General features: G+C 61.1%; 22 protein-coding genes. 17 read left to right on the forward strand and 5 right to left on the reverse strand.

What is annotated here, in order from left to right; genetic code table 11:
- Positions 1-50: 50 nt before the first annotated feature.
- Positions 51-1370 (reverse strand): Nramp family divalent metal transporter, encoded by a 1320-nt coding sequence (locus HDG32_RS14190; protein ID WP_260336458.1) that lies wholly within the window; start codon positions 1368-1370, stop codon positions 51-53.
- A gap of 417 nt (positions 1371-1787) precedes the next feature.
- Between HDG32_RS14190 and HDG32_RS14195 the strand changes: the two genes are divergently transcribed.
- Positions 1788-2240, forward strand: coding sequence for a DUF3331 domain-containing protein (locus HDG32_RS14195; protein ID WP_184067862.1), 453 nt, complete (start codon positions 1788-1790; stop codon positions 2238-2240).
- 63 nt (positions 2241-2303) lie between these two features.
- On the forward strand, positions 2304-3752 hold the full coding sequence (locus tag HDG32_RS14200; RefSeq protein ID WP_184067865.1) for a catalase: 1449 nt from the start codon (positions 2304-2306) through the stop codon (positions 3750-3752).
- A 105-nt stretch (positions 3753-3857) separates the two neighbouring features.
- Here HDG32_RS14200 and HDG32_RS14205 read toward each other — a convergent pair whose 3' ends face one another.
- The 3 genes from HDG32_RS14205 to HDG32_RS14215 all read right to left on the reverse strand — a co-directional run bounded on the left by HDG32_RS14205 (position 3858) and on the right by HDG32_RS14215 (position 9464).
- A complete protein-coding gene (locus HDG32_RS14205) occupies positions 3858-4802 on the reverse strand; it encodes a LysR family transcriptional regulator (RefSeq protein ID WP_184067868.1) in 945 nt (314 codons plus the stop codon).
- 298 nt (positions 4803-5100) lie between these two features.
- Positions 5101-6213 carry an alkene reductase gene (locus HDG32_RS14210; RefSeq protein ID WP_184067871.1) on the reverse strand — a complete coding sequence of 371 codons (1113 nt, stop codon included), beginning with the start codon at positions 6211-6213 and terminating at the stop codon, positions 5101-5103.
- A 338-nt stretch (positions 6214-6551) separates the two neighbouring features.
- The gene (locus tag HDG32_RS14215; protein ID WP_184067874.1) at positions 6552-9464 is read right to left on the reverse strand and encodes a winged helix-turn-helix domain-containing protein; all 2913 of its coding nucleotides are present in this window, start codon (positions 9462-9464) and stop codon (positions 6552-6554) included.
- Positions 9465-9633: 169 nt separating this feature from the next.
- Between HDG32_RS14215 and HDG32_RS14220 the strand changes: the two genes are divergently transcribed.
- From HDG32_RS14220 to HDG32_RS14285, 14 genes are all read left to right on the forward strand, one after another.
- Positions 9634-10545: an SDR family NAD(P)-dependent oxidoreductase gene (locus HDG32_RS14220; protein WP_260336451.1), complete on the forward strand. Its 912-nt coding sequence runs from the start codon at positions 9634-9636 to the stop codon at positions 10543-10545.
- Positions 10546-10573: 28 nt separating this feature from the next.
- The gene (locus tag HDG32_RS14225) at positions 10574-11407 is read left to right on the forward strand and encodes an ATP-binding protein (RefSeq protein WP_184067877.1); all 834 of its coding nucleotides are present in this window, start codon (positions 10574-10576) and stop codon (positions 11405-11407) included.
- Entirely contained in the window at positions 11407-12039 is a 633-nt protein-coding gene (locus HDG32_RS14230) for a response regulator transcription factor (RefSeq protein WP_184067880.1), read from the forward strand. The genes HDG32_RS14225 and HDG32_RS14230 overlap by 1 nt, the downstream gene beginning before the upstream one ends.
- A 65-nt stretch (positions 12040-12104) precedes the next feature.
- Positions 12105-12560, forward strand: coding sequence for a (2Fe-2S)-binding protein (locus tag HDG32_RS14235; protein ID WP_184067882.1), 456 nt, complete (start codon positions 12105-12107; stop codon positions 12558-12560).
- Position 12561: 1 nt separating this feature from the next.
- On the forward strand, positions 12562-14826 hold the full coding sequence (locus HDG32_RS14240; protein ID WP_184067885.1) for a xanthine dehydrogenase family protein molybdopterin-binding subunit: 2265 nt from the start codon (positions 12562-12564) through the stop codon (positions 14824-14826).
- Complete coding sequence (locus HDG32_RS14245; RefSeq protein ID WP_409340031.1) at positions 14823-16151, forward strand: c-type cytochrome; 1329 nt, start codon at positions 14823-14825, stop codon at positions 16149-16151. Before HDG32_RS14240 ends, HDG32_RS14245 begins: the two co-directional genes overlap by 4 nt.
- A 157-nt stretch (positions 16152-16308) precedes the next feature.
- Positions 16309-17136: an oxidoreductase gene (locus HDG32_RS14250; RefSeq protein WP_184067888.1), complete on the forward strand. Its 828-nt coding sequence runs from the start codon at positions 16309-16311 to the stop codon at positions 17134-17136.
- 117 nt (positions 17137-17253) lie between these two features.
- Entirely contained in the window at positions 17254-17850 is a 597-nt protein-coding gene (locus HDG32_RS14255) for a cytochrome b/b6 domain-containing protein (protein WP_184067891.1), read from the forward strand.
- A gap of 3 nt (positions 17851-17853) precedes the next feature.
- The gene (locus HDG32_RS14260) at positions 17854-18636 is read left to right on the forward strand and encodes a molybdopterin-dependent oxidoreductase (RefSeq protein WP_184067894.1); all 783 of its coding nucleotides are present in this window, start codon (positions 17854-17856) and stop codon (positions 18634-18636) included.
- A gap of 45 nt (positions 18637-18681) precedes the next feature.
- A complete protein-coding gene (locus tag HDG32_RS14265) occupies positions 18682-19314 on the forward strand; it encodes a hypothetical protein (RefSeq protein ID WP_260336453.1) in 633 nt (210 codons plus the stop codon).
- 293 nt (positions 19315-19607) lie between these two features.
- On the forward strand, positions 19608-20351 hold the full coding sequence (locus HDG32_RS14270) for an SDR family oxidoreductase (RefSeq protein ID WP_184067897.1): 744 nt from the start codon (positions 19608-19610) through the stop codon (positions 20349-20351).
- A gap of 92 nt (positions 20352-20443) precedes the next feature.
- Positions 20444-21406 carry an MBL fold metallo-hydrolase gene (locus tag HDG32_RS14275; RefSeq protein ID WP_184067899.1) on the forward strand — a complete coding sequence of 321 codons (963 nt, stop codon included), beginning with the start codon at positions 20444-20446 and terminating at the stop codon, positions 21404-21406.
- 70 nt (positions 21407-21476) lie between these two features.
- A complete protein-coding gene (locus HDG32_RS14280) occupies positions 21477-22688 on the forward strand; it encodes an MFS transporter (RefSeq protein WP_221307731.1) in 1212 nt (403 codons plus the stop codon).
- A 54-nt stretch (positions 22689-22742) separates the two neighbouring features.
- Positions 22743-23378, forward strand: a complete 636-nt coding sequence (locus tag HDG32_RS14285) for a glutathione S-transferase family protein (RefSeq protein ID WP_184067902.1) — start codon at positions 22743-22745, stop codon at positions 23376-23378.
- Positions 23379-23403: 25 nt separating this feature from the next.
- On the opposite strand, the gene HDG32_RS14290 is transcribed toward HDG32_RS14285, so the two are convergent.
- A complete protein-coding gene (locus tag HDG32_RS14290; RefSeq protein WP_184067906.1) occupies positions 23404-23850 on the reverse strand; it encodes a hypothetical protein in 447 nt (148 codons plus the stop codon).
- Between the two features lie 220 nt (positions 23851-24070).
- Between HDG32_RS14290 and HDG32_RS14295 the strand changes: the two genes are divergently transcribed.
- Positions 24071-25762, forward strand: coding sequence for a winged helix-turn-helix domain-containing protein (locus HDG32_RS14295; RefSeq protein WP_184067910.1), 1692 nt, complete (start codon positions 24071-24073; stop codon positions 25760-25762).
- Positions 25763-25811: the final 49 nt, after the last annotated feature.

Genomic DNA, 25811 nt, shown 5'->3' on the forward strand with positions numbered 1-25811 from the left:
CATCGAATCGGGCGGCATGTGAACCGACGGGCGGCACGGGCTAGTGCCTATCATCCAGTAACACTTTGCCAGAGAAGTACGATATTCAGCAGCACGATGATGCCAGCTGCCATCCACGCAAGCCATAGCGTGATACCGCGAAGTCTCCAATCGGCTAACAACGTACGATCGGCTGCGAAGCGGATCAACGGCACGACCGCAAGCGGCAACGTGAGACTCAGTACCACCTGGCTGGCGATGAGCAGGTTGGCCGAGCCGTGTTCGCCCCAGATAAGCACTGCTGCGAGAGCGGGTCCGATTGCCAGAGCGCGCGTCACTAGCGCCCGTTGCGGGGCGGCCAGACGCAGTTGCAGAAAACCCTCCATGATGGCCTGTCCCGCGAGTGTGCCGGTTACCGTCGAGTTAAGCCCACACGCAAGCAGGGCGGAGGCGAACAGCAGGCTTGCCCAATGGGAGCCAACCAGTGGCGCCAGTAACCGGTGTGCTTCGCTGAGATCACTGACGTCCGTGTGTCCGCTGGCGTGGAAGACGGCAGCGGCAACGATGAGAAGCGACGCATTGATTGCGAAAGCAAACGACAGCGACCCGAGCGTGTCGATGGATACAGCGCGGAGAGTCGCGGTCAGTTTGCGTCGTGTCTCGGCCGTCTGCAGTGGCGTGAGCAGCGCGGTAGTTTTGCCGCGTGCAATTGCGAATGTGCTTTTTGCGTCTTCCAGACCGTGGTTTTTTACGAGCGCCGAGTGCAGATAAAGATTGTGCGGCATCACCGTCGCCCCGACGATGCCGACGGCAAGCCAGACGATGCCTGCATCTCGCACCAATCCGCTCGAAGGCACAAGGCCGTGGGCGGCTTCGCTCCAGTCCGGTCCGGCCAGGGCGAGTTGTGCAACAAAGCATATGGCGATGAACAATAGCAACAGAGTGATCGTCGCTTCGAGCGAGCGGGAGCGCCCGTGGAGCACGAGCATCCCAAGTGTGCCGAGCGCCGACAGCAAGACACCGACCCATAGTGGGACGTGAAGCAGCAGTTGCAATGCCACCGCGCTACCTACGACCTCAGCGACATCGCAGGCGACGATTGCAACCTCGCTTGCAATCCACAGCGCCAGTGTGGTGCGCCGCGAAAAACGCTCGCGGCACAGTTGCGCGAGGTCGCGCCCCGTGACCACGCCCACGCGTGCGGCAATCCATTGAAGAAGCATTGCCATCAGGCTCGCCAATGCGACCACACTGAGCAGCCGATATCCATATCGAGCTCCCCCGGCAAGCGCGGTTGCCCAATTGCCTGGATCCATATAACCGACCGCAACCAGAGCGCCGGCTCCTGCATAGTTCATCCACGAGATACCACGGCGACCCGACGAACGCATGCCGTTGCGGTGCGCGTCTGGTAAGAAGTTCGATAGAGGTTCCATGATGGCTCGCTGGCGAAGAGACGGGACGAACTGGGCGGCGTTCCACATGCTCGTGCAGGTAGGACCGAAAAGACCCAGGCGGATGCTCGAATCATCTCCGAGTGGGACGCGCGGAGCCAATTGGAAATGCTGGGCATTTCGATAAGCGGCGCGAATCGAATGCAACACAGATCCGGCGGGTGATCGATCAGATTCACGGTTTGCGTCATTTCACGACATTTCACGCGCCTTAATTCATTCGTGGGACTACGATCGATTAGTGGCTCCTGCGCAGAGGCCCGAGTTCTGCGAAGTGGGTCGAATACAACGAGATTGCGTCGGTAACACGGTACTGATGCGCTCCAACCGACCGAACTCACACTGAGGTGATCGATGAATGCATCGGAAACTTTGTCTTCCGCCTCGCGCAGGCACGCGAATGGATGTGCGATACCTGTCACTAGCGGATGGACGCGGGATGCATGGAGTCAGACGCTGCAACTCCTGAGGATTCTGTCTTCCGGCGTCGCAGGGCCGGGACAAGAAAATTTAGAGGGGGCCCAGCGCTCACGTACCGCAAGACAGTCCGGCGATTCTGCGCGATCTGCGCCAGTCGTTACCCTGATAGAGCGTCTTTCCAGCGTGACGGTGACGCTCAGTTGGCGTTGCACGGCGTGTCACTACGGCGATCAGGTCTGGATGCGCTGTATCGCTCGACAGTCTGGTGTTTGCGCTGTAAGTGGCGTCGCGATCCGCCGGGGGGATGCTGTGTACCGCCCGCGCAGTCGCGGGCATTGGTTGCCAGTCAACGTTGACGCGATGATTCACGCACGTGCGTTCGAATAATTCGTTGCGCTTTATCTGGCGGGCGCCACTTGGCGTCCTTATCATTTTCAGTCAGGACGATCTATGAAGAAACTCACGACGGCTTTCGGTGCTCCGGTAGTCGACAACAACAATATCCAGACTACCGGTCCGCGGGGCCTCGCGCTGTTGCAGGACGTCTGGTTTCTCGAGAAGCTGGCGCACTTCGATCGCGAGGTTATTCCCGAGCGACGTATGCACGCAAAGGGATCAGGAGCGTTCGGCACTTTCACATTGACGCACGACATTACGCGCTATACGCGCGCGAAGATTTTTTCAGAGATCGGCAAGACGACGCCGATGTTCGCGCGCTTCTCGACGGTCGCCGGTGAGCGCGGCGCTGCTGATGCGGAACGTGACATCCGGGGGTTCGCACTGAAGTTCTATACGGAGGAGGGCAACTGGGATCTGGTCGGCAACAATACGCCGGTTTTCTTTCTTCGTGACCCGCTCAATTTCCCTGACCTGAATCACGCGATCAAACGCGACCCACGGACAGGATTGCGTAGCGCGGAAAGCAACTGGGATTTCTGGACGGGGCTGCCCGAAGCGCTTCATCAGGTGACGATTGTTATGAGTGACCGAGGCTTGCCGAAGTCATTCCGTCATATGCACGGATTCGGCAGTCACACTTTCAGTTTCATCAATGGGAATAACCAGCGGCACTGGGTGAAGTTCCATTTTCGTACCCAGCAGGGCATCGAGAATCTGACCGACGCCGAAGCCGAGGCGCTCGCCGGCAAGGACCGTGAGAGCTCGCATCGCGATCTGCACGAAAGCATCGAAAGTAATGAGTTTCCACGCTGGACACTTTATGTTCAGATCATGCGCGAGCAGGAAGCGGCGACGTGCCAGTTCAATCCGTTCGATCTCACGAAGGTTTGGCCGAAAAAAGACTATCCGCTGATTGAAGTAGGCGTGATCGAATTGAACCGCAACGCTGAAAATCATTTCGCCGATGTAGAGCAGGCTGCGTTCAACCCGGCGAACGTTGTGCCGGGCATCGGCTTTTCGCCCGATCGCATGCTGCAAGGCAGGCTGTTTTCGTATGGAGATGCGCAGCGCTACCGTCTGAGCGTCAATCATAACCAGATTCCGGTGAATGCACCGAAATGTCCCGTGCACAGTTATCACCGCGACGGTCTGATGCGGGTTGACGGCAATAGTGGCGGCACAACCTCGTACAACCCCAACTCGCGTGGTGAGTGGGCTGACCAGCGCGCGTTGCGCGAACCGCCGCTCGCTTTGCAAGGGGCGGTAGACCATTGGGACCATCGTGAGGACGACGACTATTTCTCGCAGCCTGGCGCACTGTTTCGTCTGATGACGGCAGAGCAGCAACAGACGCTGTTTGATAACACCGCACGCGCCATTACCGGCGTGTCGAAACCTATCCAGCAGCGCCACATCGAACATTGCACGAAGGCTGACCCGGCCTATGGTGCGGGCGTGGCCAAAGCGATTCAGGCTGCGGAAGAACTCGCCGGTCGATAACCGGTCTTCAGGCGAGAAAGAGGGACGTCGCGCGCTGCGCACGTCCCTTTTTCTTTTGCCTTGCCACGCTGGGCGGCGTGGCTCCGCTTCCCGTACGTCCTGGCGCTACGCGCCTTCTGGCGTTCGCGCCATTGCATTCAGGCGCAGTTGCGTTCGCCGCGCTTCCTCGTTTGCCACGTCGATGAAGTCGAGAATCAACGTGTTCGCTTCGTCGGCACGATAGAACTGGTGCACGGTCAGTTCGTTGAAGCCATCGATCGGCACGCAGCGTAGCCCTGCTGGCAACGACGCAAACACATAGGTCGCGCCGAGCATGACGCCTAAGCCTTGCTCGACAAGTGTCACGCCCATCTGCGCCTGCATGGTTTCGTAGACGAAATGCGGTGTGAAGCCTGCTCCGCGGCAAAGGTCCACCACCGAGTCGTACAGCGGCGGATTCACGTTGCGGCTGAAGATGATCAGCTTTTCCGCGGCCAGATCATCGAGCCGCAAGCGATCGAGTGACGCAAGCCGGTGATCATCGCGCATCAGCAACGCCCAGCCCGCACTGACAAGTGGCTCCCCGCGAAGTTCGCCGCCGGGCGGCAGCGGGACCACCGGCACACCGAAGCCGACGTCGATCTGATGCTTCAGGAGCGCCTCGTATTGCTGCGCCGCATTCATTTCGTGGCGCACGATCTTCACGTCCGGATACAGCGATTGAAGACGGATCAGCGATGGCGGCACGAACGGCAAGTTAGTGTATTCGACGAGTCCTATCGACACGACAAATTCCTGGTGGTCGCCGGCTTCGCGGGCTAGACGCAGCGACAGTTCGATTTGCGAAAACGCTTTGTCGATGCCGTCGCGTAGCGCTGCGCCAGCAGGTGTCAGCATGACCTGGCGACGATCGCGCATGAAGAGCTGCACGCCAACCAGTTCTTCGAGCTTGGCAATCTGCTGACTGAGCGCGGGTTGCGTGACGAAGGCCAGTTCGGCAGCGCGGCCAAAGTGCAATTCCTTCGCGAGGATGGAAAAGTAGCGCAGCTGGCGGAGTTCGACTCCTCGCATGAAGGCCTCGGCAAAATGGACAGCGGGTTGTAAGGGCGGGCTACATGCGGTACAGCGCAATCCGGTAACCAGATCTGATTCTACCGGGTGTCCAAGCCGGGTGGTGTGGAGTGAGGCACGACGGTAGACGAAGGGAGTAGGACAGGCGTCGCAGAAGAGCGAAGCCGGGAAAGCAGGCTGTGGTTCACTCGGGCGAGATACGGACCGTCAGGGAATGCATGAATCCACCAGACGCAAACGCGTAGGTGGATCCGGCGTACGTTCCCGTCCGCTTTGCAACGGGTTGTAGCGACGAACGTCAAGCGTCGACGGTACTCGTCGCCGGATAGTCGGTGTAGCCAGTCGCGTCGCCGCCGTAGAAAGTCGGGCGGTCGTAGGCGTTAAGCGGCGTGTTCTGTTGCAGACGTTCGACCAGGTCGGGATTGGCTATGAAATAGCGGCCGAAGGCGACGGCGTCGACGCGGCCTTCCTCTACTGCGGCGCTCGCCGAGGCCTTCGTGTACCCGCCTGCCGAAATGACGGGACCTGCGAACGCGGCGCGGAACAGCCTGGCGTTATCGGGAGCAGTGTCGTTCAATTCATCCACCATGCCGGCCAGACTTCCGCGGGGCTCGATCAGATGCAGATAGGCCGGTCGGCGCTCGCTTATCTTTCCGATCGCGTGAGTGAAAAGACCGACCGGATTGCTGTCGCCCGGATCATTCAAGGTGCCGTGGGGCGACAGACGTACGCCGACGCGATCCTTGCCCCATACCGCGATCACCGCGTCGAGCACTTCGAGTAGCAGGCGCGCGCGATTCTCGAACGAGCCGCCGTATGCATCGGTGCGATGGTTGCTGCGGTCTTGCAGGAACTGGTCGAGGAGGTAGCCATTCGCTCCGTGCACTTCCACTCCGTCGAAACCGGCCGCTTTCGCGTTGCGTGCGCCCAGAGCGAACTGCTCCACGATGCCCGGCAGTTCGTCGATGGCGAGTGCGCGGGGCATGACCGAGTCTACCCACTGGTAGTCGCTCGTCAGCGCCTGCACTGTGGGCCGCACCGCCGACGGTGCTACCGGTTGGGCATGATCAGGCTGGTTCGACGGGTGTGAGATCGCACCGGTGTGCCACAACTGCAGGACCATTCGCCCGCCGCGTGCGTGCACCGCATCGGTGACCTTTCGCCAGCCAGCAATCTGCGCATCGGTATGGATGCCTGGGGTGCCCGGATAGCCCTTGGCTTGCTGTGAGATCTGCGTCGCCTCAGTGACGATCAGTCCGGCCGAGGCACGCTGTGCGTAATACTTGGCATTCAGTTCGGTCGGTGCGCCCTCTGCGCCGGCACGCATGCGCGTCAACGGAGCCATCACGATTCGGTTCGGCAGTTCCAGTGCGCCCAACTTCAGCGGGTCGAAAAGCGTGTGGGATGACATGTCAGTTTTTCCTTTATCGCGTATTCGTTAAATGAGCCCGCGGTGCACGCGTTGCGCGGCGGAGGCTTGCTTTGCGTATCGCCGGTCTCCAGTTCAACAGCATTGGGTGCCGGCCGATAGAAAGCATTGTGTCCAGGCGCAGTACACTGGGCCAATTAGAAACGCGACTGGTACTGATAAGTATCGGTACGGCAGGCGGATCCCGCGCGATACGGATATAGCGTGGAGAATGCCGCGACGCGTGGCATCAGTCGAAGTAATGGGGTCTGCCGGGTCAGAAGGCAGGCCAGCTCGACTGATCGGTTCGGACGAAGAAGGAAGCGTGCTTCGCTAATTTGTCAGGATTCGTTGTCCGTCAGTGGCAATGCCGACGGTTCGCGCGCGTGTGCGAGCCGGATCAAACTTTCGGCGCACCGCCTGGCCCAGAGCTCTGCGCCGTTGCGGCGAGCGATAGCAAGAGCGCGCAACAGGCGGGCTTCAGCGGCAGCGCGTGCGACTTCGGGATGCAGTGCTGGATCTTGAAACAGAACCTCGCTCTTGATACGAAGAAGCTCTGGCATCGTCCACGCTTCGTCACAGCCCGATGCGCGCTTAAGCGCGGCGTCAACCGCGATGCGAGCATTCGCCACGTCGCCGGAGCGGGTCAACGCGTCGCAGTATGCCATCTGCGCAAGCGAATATGCCGGCCCTTGGCCGATCGGCGCGACGGCTTCGAGAGCTGCTTTGAGCACCGGCAACCCGGCAGTCGGACCATCCCGCAGTACGGCGAGCATACCAGCGAACAACTGTGCGACTTCATGCCACGCTTCGAGGCCGACTTGGGAAGTATCGTGTAGGAGCATGGTTACGTACCGCTCGGCGATTTCTGCGTTGCCGGTGTACAAGGCAACCGGGCAGGCGCCGTACGCTAGGGCATAGAGGACTGTAGGGAGATGGTTGGTTGCCAGCGCGTCGTCGAGATTGCTCGCGGCTGCGGCCAGCGCTTCCTCCATATCGCCTTGCAACATGAGAACCTGTGCATCGAACGCACGAGCAACGACGAGCTGGTCGAATTGCAGCAGCTCGCCTATCCGCTTCACCGGCTCGACAGTCGAGTAATACTCGATCGAGGACTTCAGGCGCGACCGCGCTTCCTCGAGTTCGCCTCTGTACATATGAGTCGTTCCCAGGATCCGGTCGCTCAGCGCCACATGCGCGGCGTTGCCGGTATGGGCAGCCAGCAAAGCGGCGTGACGCGCTGTTTCAAAAGCTGAACCATAGTCGCCGGCATTTCGCTGTGCGGCCCATACTCCCCACAACGCCTGGACCTGTCGCTCCATGTCGTTGATCTGCTCAGCGCGGACGAACACCTCCTGCCACGCGGCGCGCATGGTTTCGCCGCCTCCGTCGCGGTGCGTCAGTGCGGCCGCGCGTGCGCGCCATAGTTCAAGCTGAAGCCCAGAGTCCAGACTGGAGCGGGCGAGTGTCGTGTGCGGATCCGTTGCGAGCGCCCGATCCACCCAGCGCGAACACTCGCCGAAGAGAAACAGCGTTGACCACAATGGAACGGTAGCGGCGGTGAGTTCGAGCGCGAGCGACGCATCAGCATCGTCGGACCAGGCCAAGGCCAGCATGGCCCGAACGTTGTCGATTTCCCATGCGATTGGGCTACCATGCGCGGCACTGCCATTCACCTCTTTCCCCGCCGTGGGTGCATGCTGCTTCAACAGGGTCAGTAGATGCCGCGCCGCGAACCTGCCGACCTCGCGTGTCTCCCCGGCGTCGTTCAGCCGATCCAGGGCATAGGCCCGCGTGATGTGCAACAACCTGTAGCGTGGGACCGGGCCGGCGGTGTCAGCGGAAACCAGCGACTTTCCCACAAGGTCGGCGAGCAGGAAGATCAGCCCTCCTTCGTCAACCGTCGAGCCCGCTACCGCGCGCACGGCATCGAAGGCGAATGTGCCCGGAAACAATGCAAGACGACGCAACAGCACTTGCTGCCGTTCCGGCAGCGACTGATAGCTCCAGTCGAGCATGGCCGCGAGCGTTCGATGGCGCGGCGACGCAGTGCGGCGGCCAAGCATCAGCAAGCGGAACCGGTCATCGAGCAGCGTGGCAAGCCCGTGAATGCCGAACGCATCGACGCGGCCGGCACCTAGCTCGATCGCCAGCGCGATGCCGTCCAGGCGCCTGCAAATATCCGCCACGAGCGGCGCTTCCGGGTCGGTGAGTTCGAACTGGTGGTGGTTGGCGGTGACGCGCTCGACGAACAGTTGCACGGCGGGATAAGCCAATGCCTGTTCCGCAGACGGCTCGACGTCGGGCGGGGGCGACGTTAGCGGCGCGAGCCGGTAGACCTGCTCGCCATCGGCGCGTAACGGTTCACGGCTTGTTGCTATCAGATACAAGCCGGGCGACTGTTTGAGCAGGGATTCGGCAAGAAACGACGACGCATCGAGCACATGCTCGCAGCAATCGAACACGATCAGCATCCGCCGGTTCTCGACGTAGTGACCGATCGCGACTTCCGGTGCTGCGTTACCTGGTGCGATTCCAAGTGCCGCGGCCAGCGCCCCCGGCAGCAGGCGAGGGTCGGCCAGAGGTGCGAAGTCGACATGGAACACGCCGTCGGGATAAGAGCCGGCCAAGCTCGACGCGACGGCCAGCGCGACCGTCGTCTTGCCGATGCCGCCGGCTCCGGTGATGGTGACAAAGCGGCGATCGCGCAACTTGCCTGCAATAGCGAACACCGCTTCCGTGCGGCCGACCATGCGTGTGAGGCGCACTGGCAGGTTGCCCTGGATTCGGGCGACGCTGGAGGGCGGCGACGTTTCTGCCCGTAAAAGTTCCATCGCCACCGGTAGAGCGGTTGCCGTAGTGCCGCTATCGCGACTTACAACCCCCGTGAACCGGTAACCACGCCCCGACACGGTTGCAATCAGCGGTTGGGAGCCTTGTTGCCGGCTGCCAGTGTCGCCCAGTGCACGCCGCAAGGCGGCGACTTGCGCCCGGAGATTGCTGTCCTCCACTACGGTGGTGGGCCATGCCCGGTTAGTCAGCGTTTCCCTGTCCACCACCTGTCCGGCCTGTTCGACTAGTGCCAAAAGGATATCCATGGCGCGGCCGCCGACAGCGACGGGCGTGCCATTGCGCAGCAATCTTTGCTGTGCAGGAAAGAGGCGAAATACGCCGAATGCAAAACAGATATCAGACGGATACATCGATGTCGGATTGACTGGTGGCGGCGAAATGCCGTTGAACCGTTTTAGCACTTCAGAAAGGCTTACGCATGTCTGGATGCAATTTTCTGTCGCTCTCTCACATAAATTCACGACGATTCACTTTGGTGGCTCCCCGGGTGATGCGCATACTCGCAGCAAGTCCTCGAGTCGCCGGTAAGTCAGCCGAATCGGCCTAGTGGGAATCATAGGGAGCTTCGGCATGATGTCGCAGAGCGGGACCATTCTAATCACCGGAGCTAATTCCTGCTTTGGCCGTGCACTCGCACAGGCGGCGCTCGAGGAGGGATTCCGAGTAGCCGGCACCGTACGTAACGAAGCCGCGCGATTGGCCTTCGAGGCGCTGGCTCCGGGACAAACGCACGGTTATCTGCTCGACCTGGCCGATCAAGGCGCAATCGCACTGCTCGTCGAACGGATCGAACTCGAGGCAGGGCCAATCACCGTGCTGGTCAACAACGCAGGCTGCCTGCATGCAGGAACGGTTGAAGAATCGCCGATCGAGGCCCTGGAGCACCAACTGGCGGTCAACCTGATTGCGCCGACGATTCTGATTCAGGCGATTCTGCCACAGATGCGGCGACGCCGCGCCGGCCAGATCGTGAATGTGACGACGATCGGCGGGTTGGTCGGACTCCCGGGTTTCGGCTTCTCCCACGCAAGCCGCTTTGCGCTCGAAGGGCTCACAGAGAGTCTGCGCAAGGAATTGAAACTGCTCGGAATCGACGTGACTGCTGTCGAGATAGGCGGCTTGCAGCCAGGGTACGGACGGTCGAACGAGCCATCAACCGGCGATTCAAACCCCGCGGCTTCAGGCAACCCGGTCACCGTGGACTTCTCGTCGGGCGTCCCGGCACGAACGCAGACGTCGACCCTTCTCGCGGACTATGCATGGGCACTCGGCGCATCGCGGGCGGTGCCCGTGACGGAGTCTCATCTGCTTGATCCAGGCCGCGCAGCGCGCGCATTGCTCGCGGCGCTCAGGACCGGCGCCGCGCCCGCTCATTTGCTGCTAGGAGAGAACGCCGTGCAATGGGTGCGGGAAAAAATAGCCGCGCTGAAAGCCGAAATCACCGCTTGGGAAAGCGTTTCATTGTCCGCGCAGTCGGACTGACAGGGGAGCAGTCATGAGTCATTCCATCGTGCAGGACGACGGCGCGGAGCCTGTCTGGCCGTCTCTCGATCGGACGTTGCGTTCGTTCGGGCGCGAGTCGATCAGCGACTTTGCGAAGAACGACGGGCGCGCGATCGACCGTGCACGGGCGGCTGCCTCGCCCCTGACGGATCTGAGGACGCAGGCACTCATTGCTGGCGCGCTCCAGGCAGACCGTTCGCGGATCGCGCGAGACGTTCATGACACGTTCGCGCAAGGGCTGACCGGTGTCGTCGTGCAATTGCGCGTGGCCTCCATGAAGGCGCTGCAAACAGGACGGTGCCAGGATGCCGGTACGCAAGAGAGCGACCCTGTTCACGAAGCACTCGCTGCGGCATCGAGCGCGCTGCGGCAACTGAACGATTTCATGCGTCAGCTGCGCGACCCCCCGATGGCACTCCCCGGGTGCGGTGCCGACGGCACATGTGATTTGATACGACTCGTCAGGGAGTGTCTCGCTCTCAGCGTCGCCCGCGCAACGTGCACGTCCGTGTACTTCGACACGCCGCATGAGCTGCTATTTCTATCCACTTACGTCGTTCATGAGATCGCGATGATCGTGTCCGAAGCCGCAACGAACGCGATGCGGCACGCGCAGGCTGACACGCTGGAATGCACGATCGTCGACAGCAGCGCTGGCCTGCTGGTCGAGGTCAGGGACGACGGGCGCGGATTCGACATGTCCCAGCCCGTTTCCGGATTCGGTCTTCTCGGCTTGCATGAGCGTGCCGATCTGATCGGAGCTCAACTCGACGTGATTAGCGGCCCGGGACGAGGCACACGCATCACGATGACGGTGCCCAGCTCGGATGAGGCCCGGTGATGACTGCGTCGACAGCCATTACTGTCTTGCTGGCCGACGATCATCGCGTGGTCCGCGCCGGTATCGCCGCGTTGCTCGAGTCGACGGGCCGGTTTCACGTGATTGCTCAGGCCGACGACGGTGTCCAGGCGGTTGCTCAATTCCGTATCCATCGCCCGCAGATCGTGCTGACTGATTTACGGATGCCGCACTATGGCGGCGTACAGGTGATCCAGCAGATTCGTCGAATCGACCCGCAGTCGCGGATCGTGATTCTGACGACGTTCGACGGTGAGGAGGACATCTATCGTGGACTCAATGCCGGCGCTCGCGCGTATCTGTTGAAGGAAGCATCGCTCGAGACGCTTCTGGACTGCCTGGAGACTGTCGCGCGTGGCGAGTATTACGCACCTCCCGATCAAGTTGCGGCGAAGCTGGCATCGCGAGTCGAGCAACCGAGGCTCACGTTGCGCGAGCTCGACATCTTGCAACGCGTGGCGCTTGGCCATTCGAACAAGCAGATTGCCGCGCGCGCGGCAATCTGCGAGGCCACCGTCAAGAAACACGTATCCAGTGCATTCGACAAGCTTAAAGCGTCGAGTCGCACGCAAGCGGTGCTGATTGCGCGTACACGCGGACTCATCCTGGGATGATCCGGCCGACGCGTGCAGGTCGCGGCAAACATCCTTTCTAAACACTTCAGGCGACGAAACCGACCATGATTGAACTAACCATTAACGCGCAGAAGCACGTCGTCGATGCTCCACCGGAAATGCCGCTTCTTTGGGTCATACGCGACATCGTCGGACTGACCGGCACGAAGTTCGGCTGCGGGATTGCTCAGTGCGGAGCCTGCACCGTGCATCTCGATGGCGAGCCGGCCCGCTCCTGCGTGACGCCGGTCGCGGCGGTCGGCGGCCGGCGGATTACGACGATCGAGGCGATCGGCGCGACGCCGGCCGGTCAGAAGGTTCAGAAGGCATGGCTCGACATCGACGTCGTGCAATGCGGCTATTGCCAATCCGGCCAGATTATGTCCGCGGCTGCACTGATTGCATCGAACCCAGCGCCTAGCGACGCCGACATCGACGCAGCCATGGCCGGAAATATCTGTCGTTGTGGAACTTATGTGCGAATTCGTGCGGCGATCAAGCAAGCAGCAAAGGGCGCTTGATATGACCACGCGACTGTTGGACAAGCGATCGTTCAGCCGGCGCGATTTCCTGCAGCTTGGCGTGAGCGTGGGGGTTGCTGCGGGCGGCGGCTTGCTGCTCGGCGTGAGTTTCAAAGCAAACAGCGCGTCCGAGGCAACCGCAAGCGGCGGCATCAACGCGGCGATTCGCTCCGCCGGCAGCGTCATAGGTGGAGACGGTCGGGTACCCGCGCCGGGAGGTGACTTAGCGCCGAACGCATTTATCAGGATCGATCGGGAAGGGCACGTGTTTATCGTTGTACCGAAGGTCGAAATGGGCCAGGGCGTTTACACGTCAATCCCGATGCTGATTGCCGAAGAACTGGAAGTGCCGCTCGATAACGTCACGCTCCAGCACGCACCACCCGACGCCGCGTTATACGCGGACGGGCTGCTTGGCATGCAAGTCACGGGCGGGTCGACATCGATGCGGGCCATGTGGGAGCCGATGCGGCGAGCCGGGGCGGTTGGCAGAACACTGCTGCTGCATGCGGCAGCGCAGGCATGGGGCGTCGATTCTGCGGGTTGCGTCGCACGCGACGCAGTGGTGCGGCATGTGGCGAGTAACCGCACCTTGACATACGGTCAACTGGTCGAGTGCGCTGCTTCGCTGGCGATGACGCCCGATCTGGCGAAGTCGATCGTGCTGAAGTCACCGTCGGCGTTCACCATCATCGGCAAACCGGTGAAGCGGCTCGACTCTCCGGAGAAGTTGAATGGCGTCGCCCGGTTTGGTATCGACGCCCAACTGCCCGGCATGGTGTACGCAGTGGTGGTCAATTGCCCAGTAATTGGCGGCTCTCTTGCGCGGGTCGACGACAGGGTGGCGCGGGCGGTGCCGGGTGTAAGCCAGATCGTCAGGCTCGACAACGCGGTCGCGGCCATCGGTACGCATACGTGGGCAGCCAAAACAGGGGCTAGTGCGCTGGCGATCGAATGGAATCCAGGCCCGAACGCCCTGATGACGACCAAGACGCTGGTTGGTGATCTGCAGCGCGCGTCGCAACGGCCGGGCGCGGTGGCTCGCAAGGCCGGCGACGTGGCGACCGCATTCAGCCAGGCATCTCGCAAGATCGATGCGGTATATGAATTGCCGTTCCTCGCGCACGCGACGATGGAGCCGATGAACTGCACCGTGCATCTGCACGATGGCCGCTGCGAAATATGGTGCGGCACGCAGGTGCCCACTCGTGTCGTGGATGCCGCAGCGAAAATCACCGGCCTTCCGCCTGGTCAGATCGTCCTGCATAACGCTCTGCTTGGTGGGGGCTTCGGACGCAGGCTGGAGGTCGATGTCCTGATGCAGGCGGTCAGGATTGCGCAGCAGGTCAACGCTCCGGTGAAAGTACTGTGGACACGTGAAGAAGACATTCAGCACGACATGTATAGGCCGTATTACTACGACCGCATTGCCGCTGCGCTGAATTCGTCCGGAAAACCGGCCGGGTGGACTCACCGGATCACCGGGTCTTCCATTGTCGCGCGCTGGGCGCCGGCCTGGTTCAAGAACGGGCTGGATCCCGACGCGGTGGAGGTCGCAGACACGCTGCCGTATGACATTCCCGCGCAACTCGTCGACTACGTGCGGCAGGAGCCACGAGGTGTGCCAACAGCATTCTGGCGGGGCGTCGGGCCGACGCGCAGTACGTTCGTCGTCGAGGGTTTCATCGACGAACTGGCGCACGAAACCAAGACCGACCCAGTCACGTACCGACGCGCGCTGCTCGGCCGTTCGCCGCGCTTGCTGCATGTGCTCGATGTCGCGACACGGGCGGCAGACTGGGGCAGCCCTTTGCCGGCGGGAAAAGGGCGCGGCGTGTCGGTGATGAATGCGTTCGGCAGTTTCTTCTGCATGGTCGTCCAGGTTTCGGTGGACAACGGCGAAGTGCGGGTGGAACGGGTTGTGTGTGCCGTCGATTGCGGACAGGTGGTGAATCCCGACACGGTCCAGGCGCAGGTGGAAGGCGGCGCAATTTTCGGTCTCAGCGCCGCGCTGTTCAACCAGATCACTTTCTCGAACGGCCGCGTGGAGCAGAGCAATTTCAACGACTATCGCGTCATGCGCATCAACGAAGCACCGCATATCGACACGCATATTGTCGCCAGCAGCGAAGCGCCGGGTGGCATGGGTGAGCCAGGTACGGCCGCCGTCGCTCCGGCGCTTGTCAACGCGATTTTCGCGGCTAGTGGGCGGCGGGTGCGACGCCTGCCGGTGGGCAATCAGTTGCAGACCTCAGAGTCCGCGTGAGGAGAACCAGATTGAATTCAACTTTTATCCGGGCGATGCGTCGCGCTGTGCCGACCTTTCTCTATGTGTTCGGCATCGCGCTCTTTTCGACGTCCGCCTTTTCACAGGGCGACGGGGGCCTCGTGACGCGAGGAGCCTATCTGGCTAAAGCGGGAGATTGCATTGCCTGCCACTCGGCGCCGGGAGGCAAACCGTTTGCGGGTGGCCTGCCGATGGCGACGCCGATGGGTCGTATCTATTCGACCAATATCACACCAGACGCGAAACACGGAATAGGAACGTACAGCGAGGCGGATTTCATCCGCGCGGTGCGCGAAGGTGTTGCGAAAGACGGCCACAACCTGTATCCCGCGATGCCCTACCCGTCGTATGCCAAAGTCGGCGATGCCGATATGAAGGCGCTGTACGCGTATTTCATGCGGGGCGTCGCACCCGTCGCTCAACCCAACATTGTCTCCAACATTCCGTGGCCGCTGAACATGCGCTGGCCGCTGAAATTCTGGAACATGGTCTTTCTCGACAATAAGCCGTATGAGTCGCGTCCGGACAAGGACGCCTCATGGAATCGTGGCGCCTACCTGGTGCAGGGCCTCGGCCATTGCGGCGCATGCCATACGCCGCGCGGGATCGCGTTCCAGGAAAAGGCAAGCGATGACGGCGGACATGCATTCCTAAGCGGCGCCGCGGTCGACAACTGGTTCGCGTCGAATCTCACCGGCAATACGAACACGGGCCTTGGCCGGTGGAGTGAAGAGGATCTGAGCGTATTCCTGCGCACCGGTGCAAACGCACATGCCACCGCCTTCGGATCGATGACCGATGTGATCAACAACAGTACGCAGGCGCTGAACGATGTCGATTCGCGGGCGATAGCGCACTACATCAAATCGCTGCCAGCGGCGCGGGCGGAAGAAGGCCCGCCATGGAAGCCCTATAAGCCCGATGCGACCGATCTGAAGAATACTGCGGGCCTGCTGCGTCGGCCGGCGGGCCATCCTGGCGCCACGATCTACACGACGTATTGCCTGCATTGCCATGGGGCCGACGGGCGAGGAGCCGCCCCTTGGCTAGCGCCGCTCGCGGGTAATCCGAATGTGCTCGAACCCAACCCTCTTTCGCTTATCAATGTGACGCTGAACGGAACCGGGCCACTGATGATCGGCGGTCTGCAGGCCGCCTATCCGATGCCGCTCTATCACCCGGTGCTGGACGATCAGCAGATCGCCGACGTCCTGACGTTCGTGCGCGGCAACTGGAACAACCGCGCTCCCGCAGTCGATGCCGCCGAGGTCACGAAGCTTCGCAAGGCAACGGCCCAACCCTGAGGGTGAGGGCGTGAGCCTTGCTGGACAAGGCTTTCGTGCCGATTAGAGCCGCTTATCAGCACTACGGTCATTTCGAATTGGGAGCTGCACGGCCGTTCGACGACACTGCCCCTGTCGCGCGGAGCCTAGTCCGCGCGGATTCCACAGGAGAAGTGAGATGAAAACCTGGTTTATTACGGGCGTAAGTAGTGGTTTTGGGCGGGCGCTTGCTGAAGCGGCACTTGAGCGCGGGGACCGTGTGGCCGGAACACTGCGCAGCGAAGAACAACGCGCGGCATTCGATGCCCTTAAGCCGGGGCTGTCGCTCGGTGTGCGGCTTGACGTGACGCGGCATGATGACGTACGCCGGGCAGTGGCTCTGGTCGAAGAAAGTTTCGGCCCGGTCGACGTGCTGGTCAACAACGCGGGCTATGGTCATGAAGGCACGATCGAGGAAACGCCGCTCGATGAATACCGCAAGCAGTTCGACGTCAACGTATTCGGCGCCGTGTCGGCGATTCAGGCGGTCTTGCCGTATATGCGGGCGCGACGCAGCGGCCATATTGTGAATATCACCTCGATGGGCGGGATCGTCACGTTTCCCGGTCTCGGCGTCTATCACGGAAGCAAGTTTGCGCTCGAAGGGATTAGTGAGGCGCTGTCAAAGGAGGTGGCGGACCTCGGCATCAGGGTGACGGCGGTGGAGCCTGGCGCATTCCGCACCGAATGGGCTGGACGCTCGATGAACCGGGGCAGCGCAAGCATTGCGGACTATGAGCCGCTCTTCGCACCGTTGCGGAAAGCTCGTGCGGAACGCAGCGGCAAGCAGCCGGGAGATCCGGCCAAGGCAGCATCGGCCATCCTGACATTGGTGGATTCGCCGAAGCCGCCGGTCCATCTGCCCTTGGGGACGGACGCGCTCGCGTTTATCCGCTGCAAGCTCGATACGTTCAGCCAGGAAGTGACTGCCTGGGAACCGGTCGCCTCAGCGACGAACTTCGATTGACACGGCGCGCGCACGCCTTGAGTTGCATGCAAGCCGCGGGCGGCACACCGGTTGATGGTGTGCCGCCGCGTCGATCTCGCGTTGCAGGCAACGCCATGGAGAGAAAGGAGAGGCTGCATGACGCATCGCGTCGCTATTCACCCGTTGTGGTTGCGAATCTGGCATTGGATCAACCTGATCGCCGTCGTGATGATGGTCACAAGCGGCTGGCAGGTGTACAACGCGTCGCCTATCTTTGGACAGATCCGTTTCCCCGCATCGATTACGCTTGGCCGATGGCTTGGCGGCGCGTTGCTCTGGCATTTCGCGGCGATGTGGCTGCTCGCGTTGAATCTGGCTTTATATATCATCGCTAATACGCTAACTCGACGCTGGCGGCGACGCTTCTTCCCGCTCACACCGGCGAGCATATGGACTGACTTGCGTGCCGCGCTTACCGCCAGGCTCTCTCATGACGATCTATCACGCTACAACGCGGTGCAGAAGCTCGCCTACCTGTTCGTGCTATTCGATCTATCGCTGCTGATTGCCTCGGGGCTCGCCCTCTGGAAGCCGGTGCAACTTCCTTTCCTGCGCGATCTGCTCGGTGGTTTCGATGATGCACGGGTTGTACATTTTTTTGCAATGGTGACTTTGGTCGGATTCGTTGCCGTCCATGTCGTGATGGTCGCGATCGTGCCTCGGTCCTTGTTGACGATGATTCGAGGAAAGTAACCGATGGCCTCTATCGTGCGTGATAAACGCAAGCCAGCGCTCGACGCACAGTCGATTATCAAGGACGTCAGCCGTGAAATGGCCGACCCGCTGCGCCGTGCGCTTGGCAAACGCATTTTGACTCTGGGTGGCCTAGCGCTGCTATCCGGTTGTAGCCTCACCGATGAACGATCAGTCGACGCGATGCTGCGCAACATCTCCCGGTTTAACGACAGGATGCAAGACTGGCTGTTCGATCCGCGCAGACTAGCGCCCACGTATTCCGAAGCGATGATTACGCGGCCATTTCCGTTCAATGCCTTTTACGATATCGACGACGTGCCGCAGATCGATGGAGCGACATACAAGCTGGAAGTACGAGGCCTGATTAGCGGCAAGACGCAGTGGACTCTCGCCGAGCTCCGCATGTTGCCACAAATGAGTCAGATCACGCGTCACATCTGCATTGAGGGTTGGAGCGCGATCGGCCGTTGGGACGGCATCCCGTTTTCGCAGTTTCTGGCACGCGCGGGCGCGGACATGTCAGCGAAGTACGTCGCCTTCGAATGTGCCGACAACTATTCCACCAGCATTGACATGCCGACTGCGTTGCATCCGCAGACGCTGCTGACGCTCGGCTATGACGGCCAGACATTGCCGCCGAAGTACGGATTTCCCATGAAGCTGCGCATGCCGACCAAATTGGGCTACAAGAACCCGAAACATATCGTGGCGATTTCGGTGACCAACACCTATCCGGGTGGTTACTGGGAAAACCAGGGTTATAACTGGTTCGGCGGTTCGTGAATTTCACTGTTTGCTGCGCTGTGCGCAGTTTTTCTGGAGCAAGAGATGAAGAAACAAAACAGGAGCGTCGTCATGGCGGCACTGACGCTGGCGTCTATCGTGACGACATCAATCGCGCCCGCCGCTTTCGCACAAGGTGCAGGTGCTCCGGCGCGTATCCGCGGTGACATCGTATCCGCAACGTCAGACGCGCTCACGGTGCATCGGCGTAGCGGCGACACTGTTGCGATCAGCCTCAAGCCGGCGCAGCCGGTGCTAACGGTCAAACCCGTGGCGCTTGCCGACATCAAGCCCGGCTCGTATGTAGGCGTTGCGTCGAAGACTGGCGTTGACGGCAAGATGACCGCGCTGGAGGTCGTCGTCTTTCCCGAAGCGGCGCGCGGAACTGGCGAGGGACATTACGGATGGGATCTTGGGGCGAACAGCACGATGACGAACGCGAATGTCGACACCGTGGTAACAGGCACCAGCGGACGCGAACTGAAGCTTTCCTATAAAGGCGGATCGAATCAGATTACCGTGCCGCCGACCGTACCGATCGTCACGTTGGTGCCAGCTTCGCCGGCTGACCTCGTCGCGGGTAAGAAGGTATTCGTCATTGCGGCGCCAGCTAGCGATGGAAAGCTGGAGGCTCGCAATGTGGTCGTCGAAAAAGACGGGGTCGCGCCGCCTATGTGAGATGGCTTTGTAGTAGCCGCAGAGAGTGATGCGTCGACCTGGTCGGCGCATTTTTTTCGCCTGGAGGAACGTGAACCTGAGCGCCTATGCGAACGTGGCGGCTATCCATAACCGTGCCTAATCAATCGGTCTGGGCGATCTAATTGGCGCGTCCCGGTCCGCGCGACCAGAATGCAATCCATGCAAACACGTTTCGACACACCGCGAAACAGGTCGTTTGCTCAGTTCAGGGTGTGCGGCACATCGCGCATCGGTTGCACTTCCAACGCATTTCATCGGACAGGATTTCAATCATGGAAAGCAGCATCGACATCAAGGTAGTCGTCATCACCGGCGCGAGCAGCGGCATTGGCGAGGCGACCGCACGGCGTCTCGCGAAAAATGGCGCGCGCGTTGTACTTGCAGCGCGCCGTGTCGAGCGGCTCACATCGCTCGCGCAAGAGATTCGCACCGCCGGCGGGACCGCGGAAGCCTTCGCAGCCGACGTGACGTCCCGCGCCGATGTGGAAGCACTCACCCGTTTCGCTATCGAGAGATTCGGCCGTCTCGACGTGCTTATCAATAACGCCGGTCTGATGTCGATTGCACCGCTCAGCGATGTAAAGGTCGACGAATGGGATCGCATGATCGACATCAACATCAAGGGTGTGCTGTACGGCATCGCTGCGGCACTGCCGGTTTTCCAGAAGCAGGGCAGCGGCCACTTCATCAACGTCGCATCGATCGCCGGACATAAGGTGTTCGCACCGGGTGGCACGGTCTACAGTGGGACGAAATTCGCGGTACGGGCGATCTCGGAGGGTTTGCGTCAAGAGGTCGGCGGCTCGATCCGTACGACGACGATTTCCCCTGGCGCAATCGAAACCGAGCTCAAGTTGGGCACATCGCATGAAGCGAGTTCTGAAGGCCTCGAGCAGTTCTACAAAGTCGCGATTCCGAGCGACACCATTGCGCGTGCAATCGAATACGCGATTTCGCAGCCGGCCGACGTCGACATCAACGACATCATCGTGCGCCCGACAGTGCAGGAATTCTGACGTGTAGCGCTTACCGCCATCACGTTTCCTTTCTACATCCATGTGCCGAAACGCATCGTTTCGTGCCTCGTTTATCATCAAGGAGAAGTACCATGACCAACATTCTGACCCGCTCGATCGACGCACCCGTACCTTCCAAGATCAACACCCAGGTGCCGGGCTATTACCGGATCGCGGTTGGGGATTTCGAAATCACCGCGCTCTATGACGGCTATGTCGATTTCGACCGGAACCTGTTCATGCATGCCCCGGATAGCGAGATCCAGGCGCTATTGCAGAAGATGTATATCAATGCACCGGCCATTCAGGGCTCGGGAAACATCTATGTAGTGAACACGGGCTCGAACCTGATCCTTGTCGATACCGGCGCGGCCGATACGTTCGGTGAAAGCCTCGGCTGGGTCGAACGCAACCTGATCGCGTCGGGCTATCAACCGTCGCAGATCGACACGGTACTGATGACCCACCTGCACGCGGATCACGTCGCTGGCTTGATTGCGGCCGACGGCTCGCGGGCCTTTCCGAATGCCGATATCTACGTTGCCAAGCGTGAAGCCGACTTCTGGCTGAGCGATGATCCGCAACTCCGCGCGCCGGATGCCGTGGCTCAGGTGACGAAGATCGCCCGCCGCTCGGTTGCCCCGTATATCGAAGCAGGTCGTTTCAAGACGTTTGAAGCGGGCGACATGCTCGCGCCGGGTGTCCGGTCGATGCCGTTGCCGGGACATACGCCGGGCCATACCGGTTTCGTGTTCACGTCGGAGGGCGAGCGCTTCTTCACGTGGGGGGATGCGATCCATAACCAGGCGCTGCAATTCGCACGGCCGGAGATCGCTATCGAATTCGACGTCGACACCACGGCATCGGTCGCAACGCGCCGGGCGATTCTCGCCGAAGCGGCATCCACCGGAGAGATCGTCAGTGCAGCCCATCTGCCGTTCCCGGGTATGGGCCGTGTGCGGATCGAGGGCGATGGATACGCTTGGGTGCCGCTCGAGTTCGGCCCGGTTCACCGCGCGGAGCATGTGCATATCTACACGTCGAGCCGTAAGTAAAGCTTCGCTCGCCGGCGTGTCCGCTTAGGGTTGGGCGCGCCGGGTTCTTACCCTTCCGATGGAGTTTGTGATGACAAGCGGTGTTGCTGAGGCGCGCAGTGCGCGCGCCGTCCCCGAAACGCATCCCGTACGGCGCATGTGGTCCGCCGCCTGGATGGTCACTGCGGTATTCATGCTGTCGAACTCGGCGACGCCACTGTATGTGCATTGGCAGCAGCGACTCGGCTTTTCGTCCGGCACGCTGACGCTGGTCTTCGCAGCCTACATTGTAGGCTTGCTCGTTGCGCTGCTGGTGGCGGGACAATTGTCGGACCGCGTCGGCCGCAAGCCCGTGCTCATTCCGGGGTTGCTCACGGCACTAGTCGCGTGCGTGCTGTTTGCGACAGCGTCTTCGGTCGTCACGTTGGGGATTGCGCGTCTGTTGACGGGCATCTCCGTGGGCGTGATCGTGTCGGCCGGGATGGCGAGCGTCGTCGATGTCGGCGGTCCGGCGCGTCGACGCCTTGCTTCGCTCGCGGCATCCGTCGCGATGGTTCTCGGAGCGGGTCTCGGTCCGCTGCTGGCGGGTATTTTCGCGCAGTATTCCGTCCACCCGGTCAGTGGGACTTATGCGTTGCTCGGGGTCGTGCTTGCTAGTGGTCTCGCGGTAGCGGCGCTGTTGCCGCTGGCGCGTCCTGCGGCGGTCGTAGGGGCGATGCATCTACCGTCAGTGCCGGCAGAAAACCGGATCCATCTTGCACTGGGCGTAGCAGTATTCGCTCCTGGACTTTCGGCGACGACGTTCGTGGCGGCGCTCGGCCCCTCGCTGCTCTCGCGGCTGCTGCACGTTCATAGTCCGCTGGTGGCGGGCGGCATGGTCTGCCTGATGTTCCTGTCGGCGACAGCCGTGCAGTTCGCGGTGCGTAGTCTCCATGTGAGGACGATTCTCGTGCTTGGTGCATTGGCAAGCATTGCATCCATGGTTTCTCTCGCACTTGCCGCCAACCTGTCGATAGCGGTGCTGCAAATCGCTTCGGCGGTACTTGCCGGAGCTGGGCAGGGACTTGGACAACTGGGCGGCCTGACGCTGATCGGCACACATGTGCGAGACGATCGGCGCGCGGAAGCCAATTCGATTCTGAACTTCGGTGCATATGTTCCGGCAGGTGCGTTTGCAGTCGGAACGGGCTATCTGGTGGACGCTATCGGGATGGCAGCGGCTGCCACGGTATTTGCCGCGTTCCTTGCGGGTAGCGCGGCGCTGGCGATCGTGTTCGTCCGCAAGCGATTGAGCGGCGACTGAATCACGACACTCGCGGGCGGCCTGATGGCCGTCCGTCATACCGGAGTTTGTGAAATGATTACCCTATATACGTGGACAACTTCGAATGGTCGCAAGATTACGATCATGCTCGAGGAGCTGGGCTTGCAATACCGGATTCATCCTGTCGATCTGTCGGCAGGCGAGCAGTTCGCACCTGCGTTTCTCGAAGTCTCGCCCAACAACAAGATCCCGGCGATTGTCGATGAGGATGCCGAAGGCGGACCGCTGGTGCTCTTCGAAAGTGGCGCGATTCTGACGTATCTGGCAGACCTGAGTGGCCAGTATTTGGCTCCCACCGGCGCTCAGCGCTACCGGACGCTGTCATGGTTGAACTGGCAGGTCGGTGGGCTCGGCCCAATGTTGGGTCAGTTAGGATTTTTCGGCGTGCGATCGCCCGAAAGGCTGCCGATTGCCATCGAACGGTTTCGTGAAGAGGCTAACCGGCTATTCGGAGTGATGGACCGTCAATTGCAGAAACATATGTATTTGTCCCGAGACGAATACACGATCGCGGACATTGCCGCGTATCCCTGGACCGTCACTGCGACTACGCTGATGCAGGAGTATGTGCTGCCGATGCTCGAGACGAAACCGTCGGTACGGGCCTGGCTTGAACGCATCGGTCAGCGACCGGCGGTGCAGCGCGGCATGGTATTGCCGAAGCTTTGACATCTCCGGTGTACTTTTATCGCATTCAGCGGCGCTGTGGGCGGCGGAATGCATAGAGCCCAACGACGGCTGCTTTCAACAGACACTCGATCAGCGACAGGCCAAACAGTTCGCGCGATGCGGTGTATTCGAACGGCAGCGCTGAGGCGACCGCCATCAGGCTCGCGCCGCAAAGAAAGACGAACAGCGGGCGAGCATTGGGCACGTCGAGTATGGCTGCGACTCCCGAGCAGAGCAGTATCAGTTTGGCCACAGCCAAGGCGAGCATCAACATCGAGCCGTCCGCCGGGCTCAATTCCCATCGCGTTTCCAGTAGCGACCACGCACATACCGCTGCGATGGGCACGACTGTCATATGGCGTGAGGAGGCACGATCGCGGCGATGTGTCACGCGCAGTGAGTATTGACTGAGGTCGTGAATGTCGTCGTAAGCATTGCGCACGCGTTGGTCGAGCGTTTCGTCGAGGTTCATGGTGGTTTCCGGTAGTTCCTGCATGGTGAGTCGATGCTGCCAGTCTGGACGAGCAACCGCCTACTACCCAAGTTAATCATTGTGAATTCGCGTGCTGTGGTCCCATGCGATTGTTCGCGTTGCCCAAGAAATGCGTAGCGATGTTTCCCCAGGCAGGACAATCCGTTGTTGCGCACACTGACGTCATCGAGCTTTTGCTCTTCCTGTTAGGGACTTTGCGATGACATCAGTTGGCGCTTGCTATTTCTTCGGTTCTTATCGCCTCGACTCACAGCAATTTCGTCTTTATCGCGACGACACGGTGGTCGCGCTTGGCGGACGTGCATTCGATCTGCTCCTCGCGCTGATTCGCCGGGCGGGCGAGGTCGTGAGTAAGCGCGAACTAATTGAAGTCGTGTGGCCGACTACCGTTGTGGACGAAAGCAATCTGCGCGGACAAATTGCGGCGCTTCGACTCGCCTTGGGGGACAGCGGGGAGGGGCAGAATATGCTGGCGACTGTCCCAGGCCGCGGTTACCGGTTCATTGCGCCGGTTACGCACGCCTTGACACAAGAGCCTGGCGACACCATGCTCGCCAGGCGGCTGCCGGCCTACGCTGATAAGTTGCACGGCCGCGACACGGATGTACGGCGGGTTGCGGAAACGCTTGTGCTGCGGCGTTTCGTGACCGTATCGGGCCCCGGCGGCATCGGCAAGACTCGGCTTGCTGTTGAGGTCGCGCGCCAACTTCAGGACACCTTTGCGGGCGGCGCGCGGTTTGTCGACCTTTCTGAAGCCGCTACGCTTGCCGATGTGCGCGATGCAATTGCGGCTTCGTGCGGATTACCCCTATCGTCGCGTGCGTCAGCCGACGACATAGCGTTGCAGCTCGCCACCCAACAAGCGCTACTACTGATCGACAGTTGCGAGCGGGTGACCGATATGGTGGCGCATATCGTCGAGCGCAGTCTGAGTGTGGGCGCGCGGGGCGCGTTCCTGATCTCGAGTCGCGAGGCATTGCGCGCGGAAGGAGAGCATGTCTTCCGGATCGGAGGACTCTCGGTACCAGACGCGGGAACCTTGGATCACGCCGCGCTGAGCGCATCTCCAGCGTTGCGAATGTTCGTCGACCACGCGGTCGCGCGACGTCATGATTTCCGTCTCGACGATAGCGAGGTCCCACTGCTTGCGGACCTTTGCCGGCACATCGAGGGCTCTCCGTTCGTCATTGAACTGCTTGCAGGGCACGTTGAGGCGTTCGGTGTCGGTGGCCTTTGCGCGCTTGCGCAGCAGCCGCGACAACTGCTGGATCTGTCCCGTCGCGTGCCGGTGGAGCGCCACTCGTCTCTGCGTATGCTGATCGAGTGGCAGCGCGATCTGCTTGCCGATCCGGAGCGAACTTTGCTGAAGCGATTCGCCGCGTGGCGCGGTGACTTCACATTGACCGACGCGTGCGCGATGGCTGCCGAAGCGGCGGTGCAGGGCGAACTCCAGGCTTGCGCGCGCCCGTGTCCACCGGATTGTGTGGCGGCTGCGATCGGACGGCTGGTCAACCAGTCCCGGCTGATAGCAGAATGCTCGCGCGGTTTTGTACGCTATCGCGTGCCGACTTTCGAACGAGCGTTTCTGTCCAGTGCGGATTCCGATTTTCAGGGCGTCCACGCCGTACAAGCACACGCCGCGGTGCCTGCATCGCCTGAACCGGCCGCGATGACGATCATGGCGAGCCCTGCTATGAGACATTCGGCGCACGGCGCGACACAGATTGCGTCCTTCGCAGGTGGGCTCGCGTCCCGCTGGACCGCTAGCGTGTTGCACCGGACAGCGGAGGACTGGCTGCATCCACCCCACGTTGCCCGAAATTACATTGATGGCTCAAAGACTTCCGATGCTTGTGCATTGCGACTGCACATCGAAAAGCGTGGTGATTAGCAGTATTGCGGTCCTGCATATGGCGCACGCTGCACGAAGAACGCTCGGG

The organism is Paraburkholderia sp. CI2, from assembly GCF_014201055.1.
Taxonomy (GTDB): Bacteria; Pseudomonadota; Gammaproteobacteria; order Burkholderiales; family Burkholderiaceae; genus Paraburkholderia; species Paraburkholderia tuberum.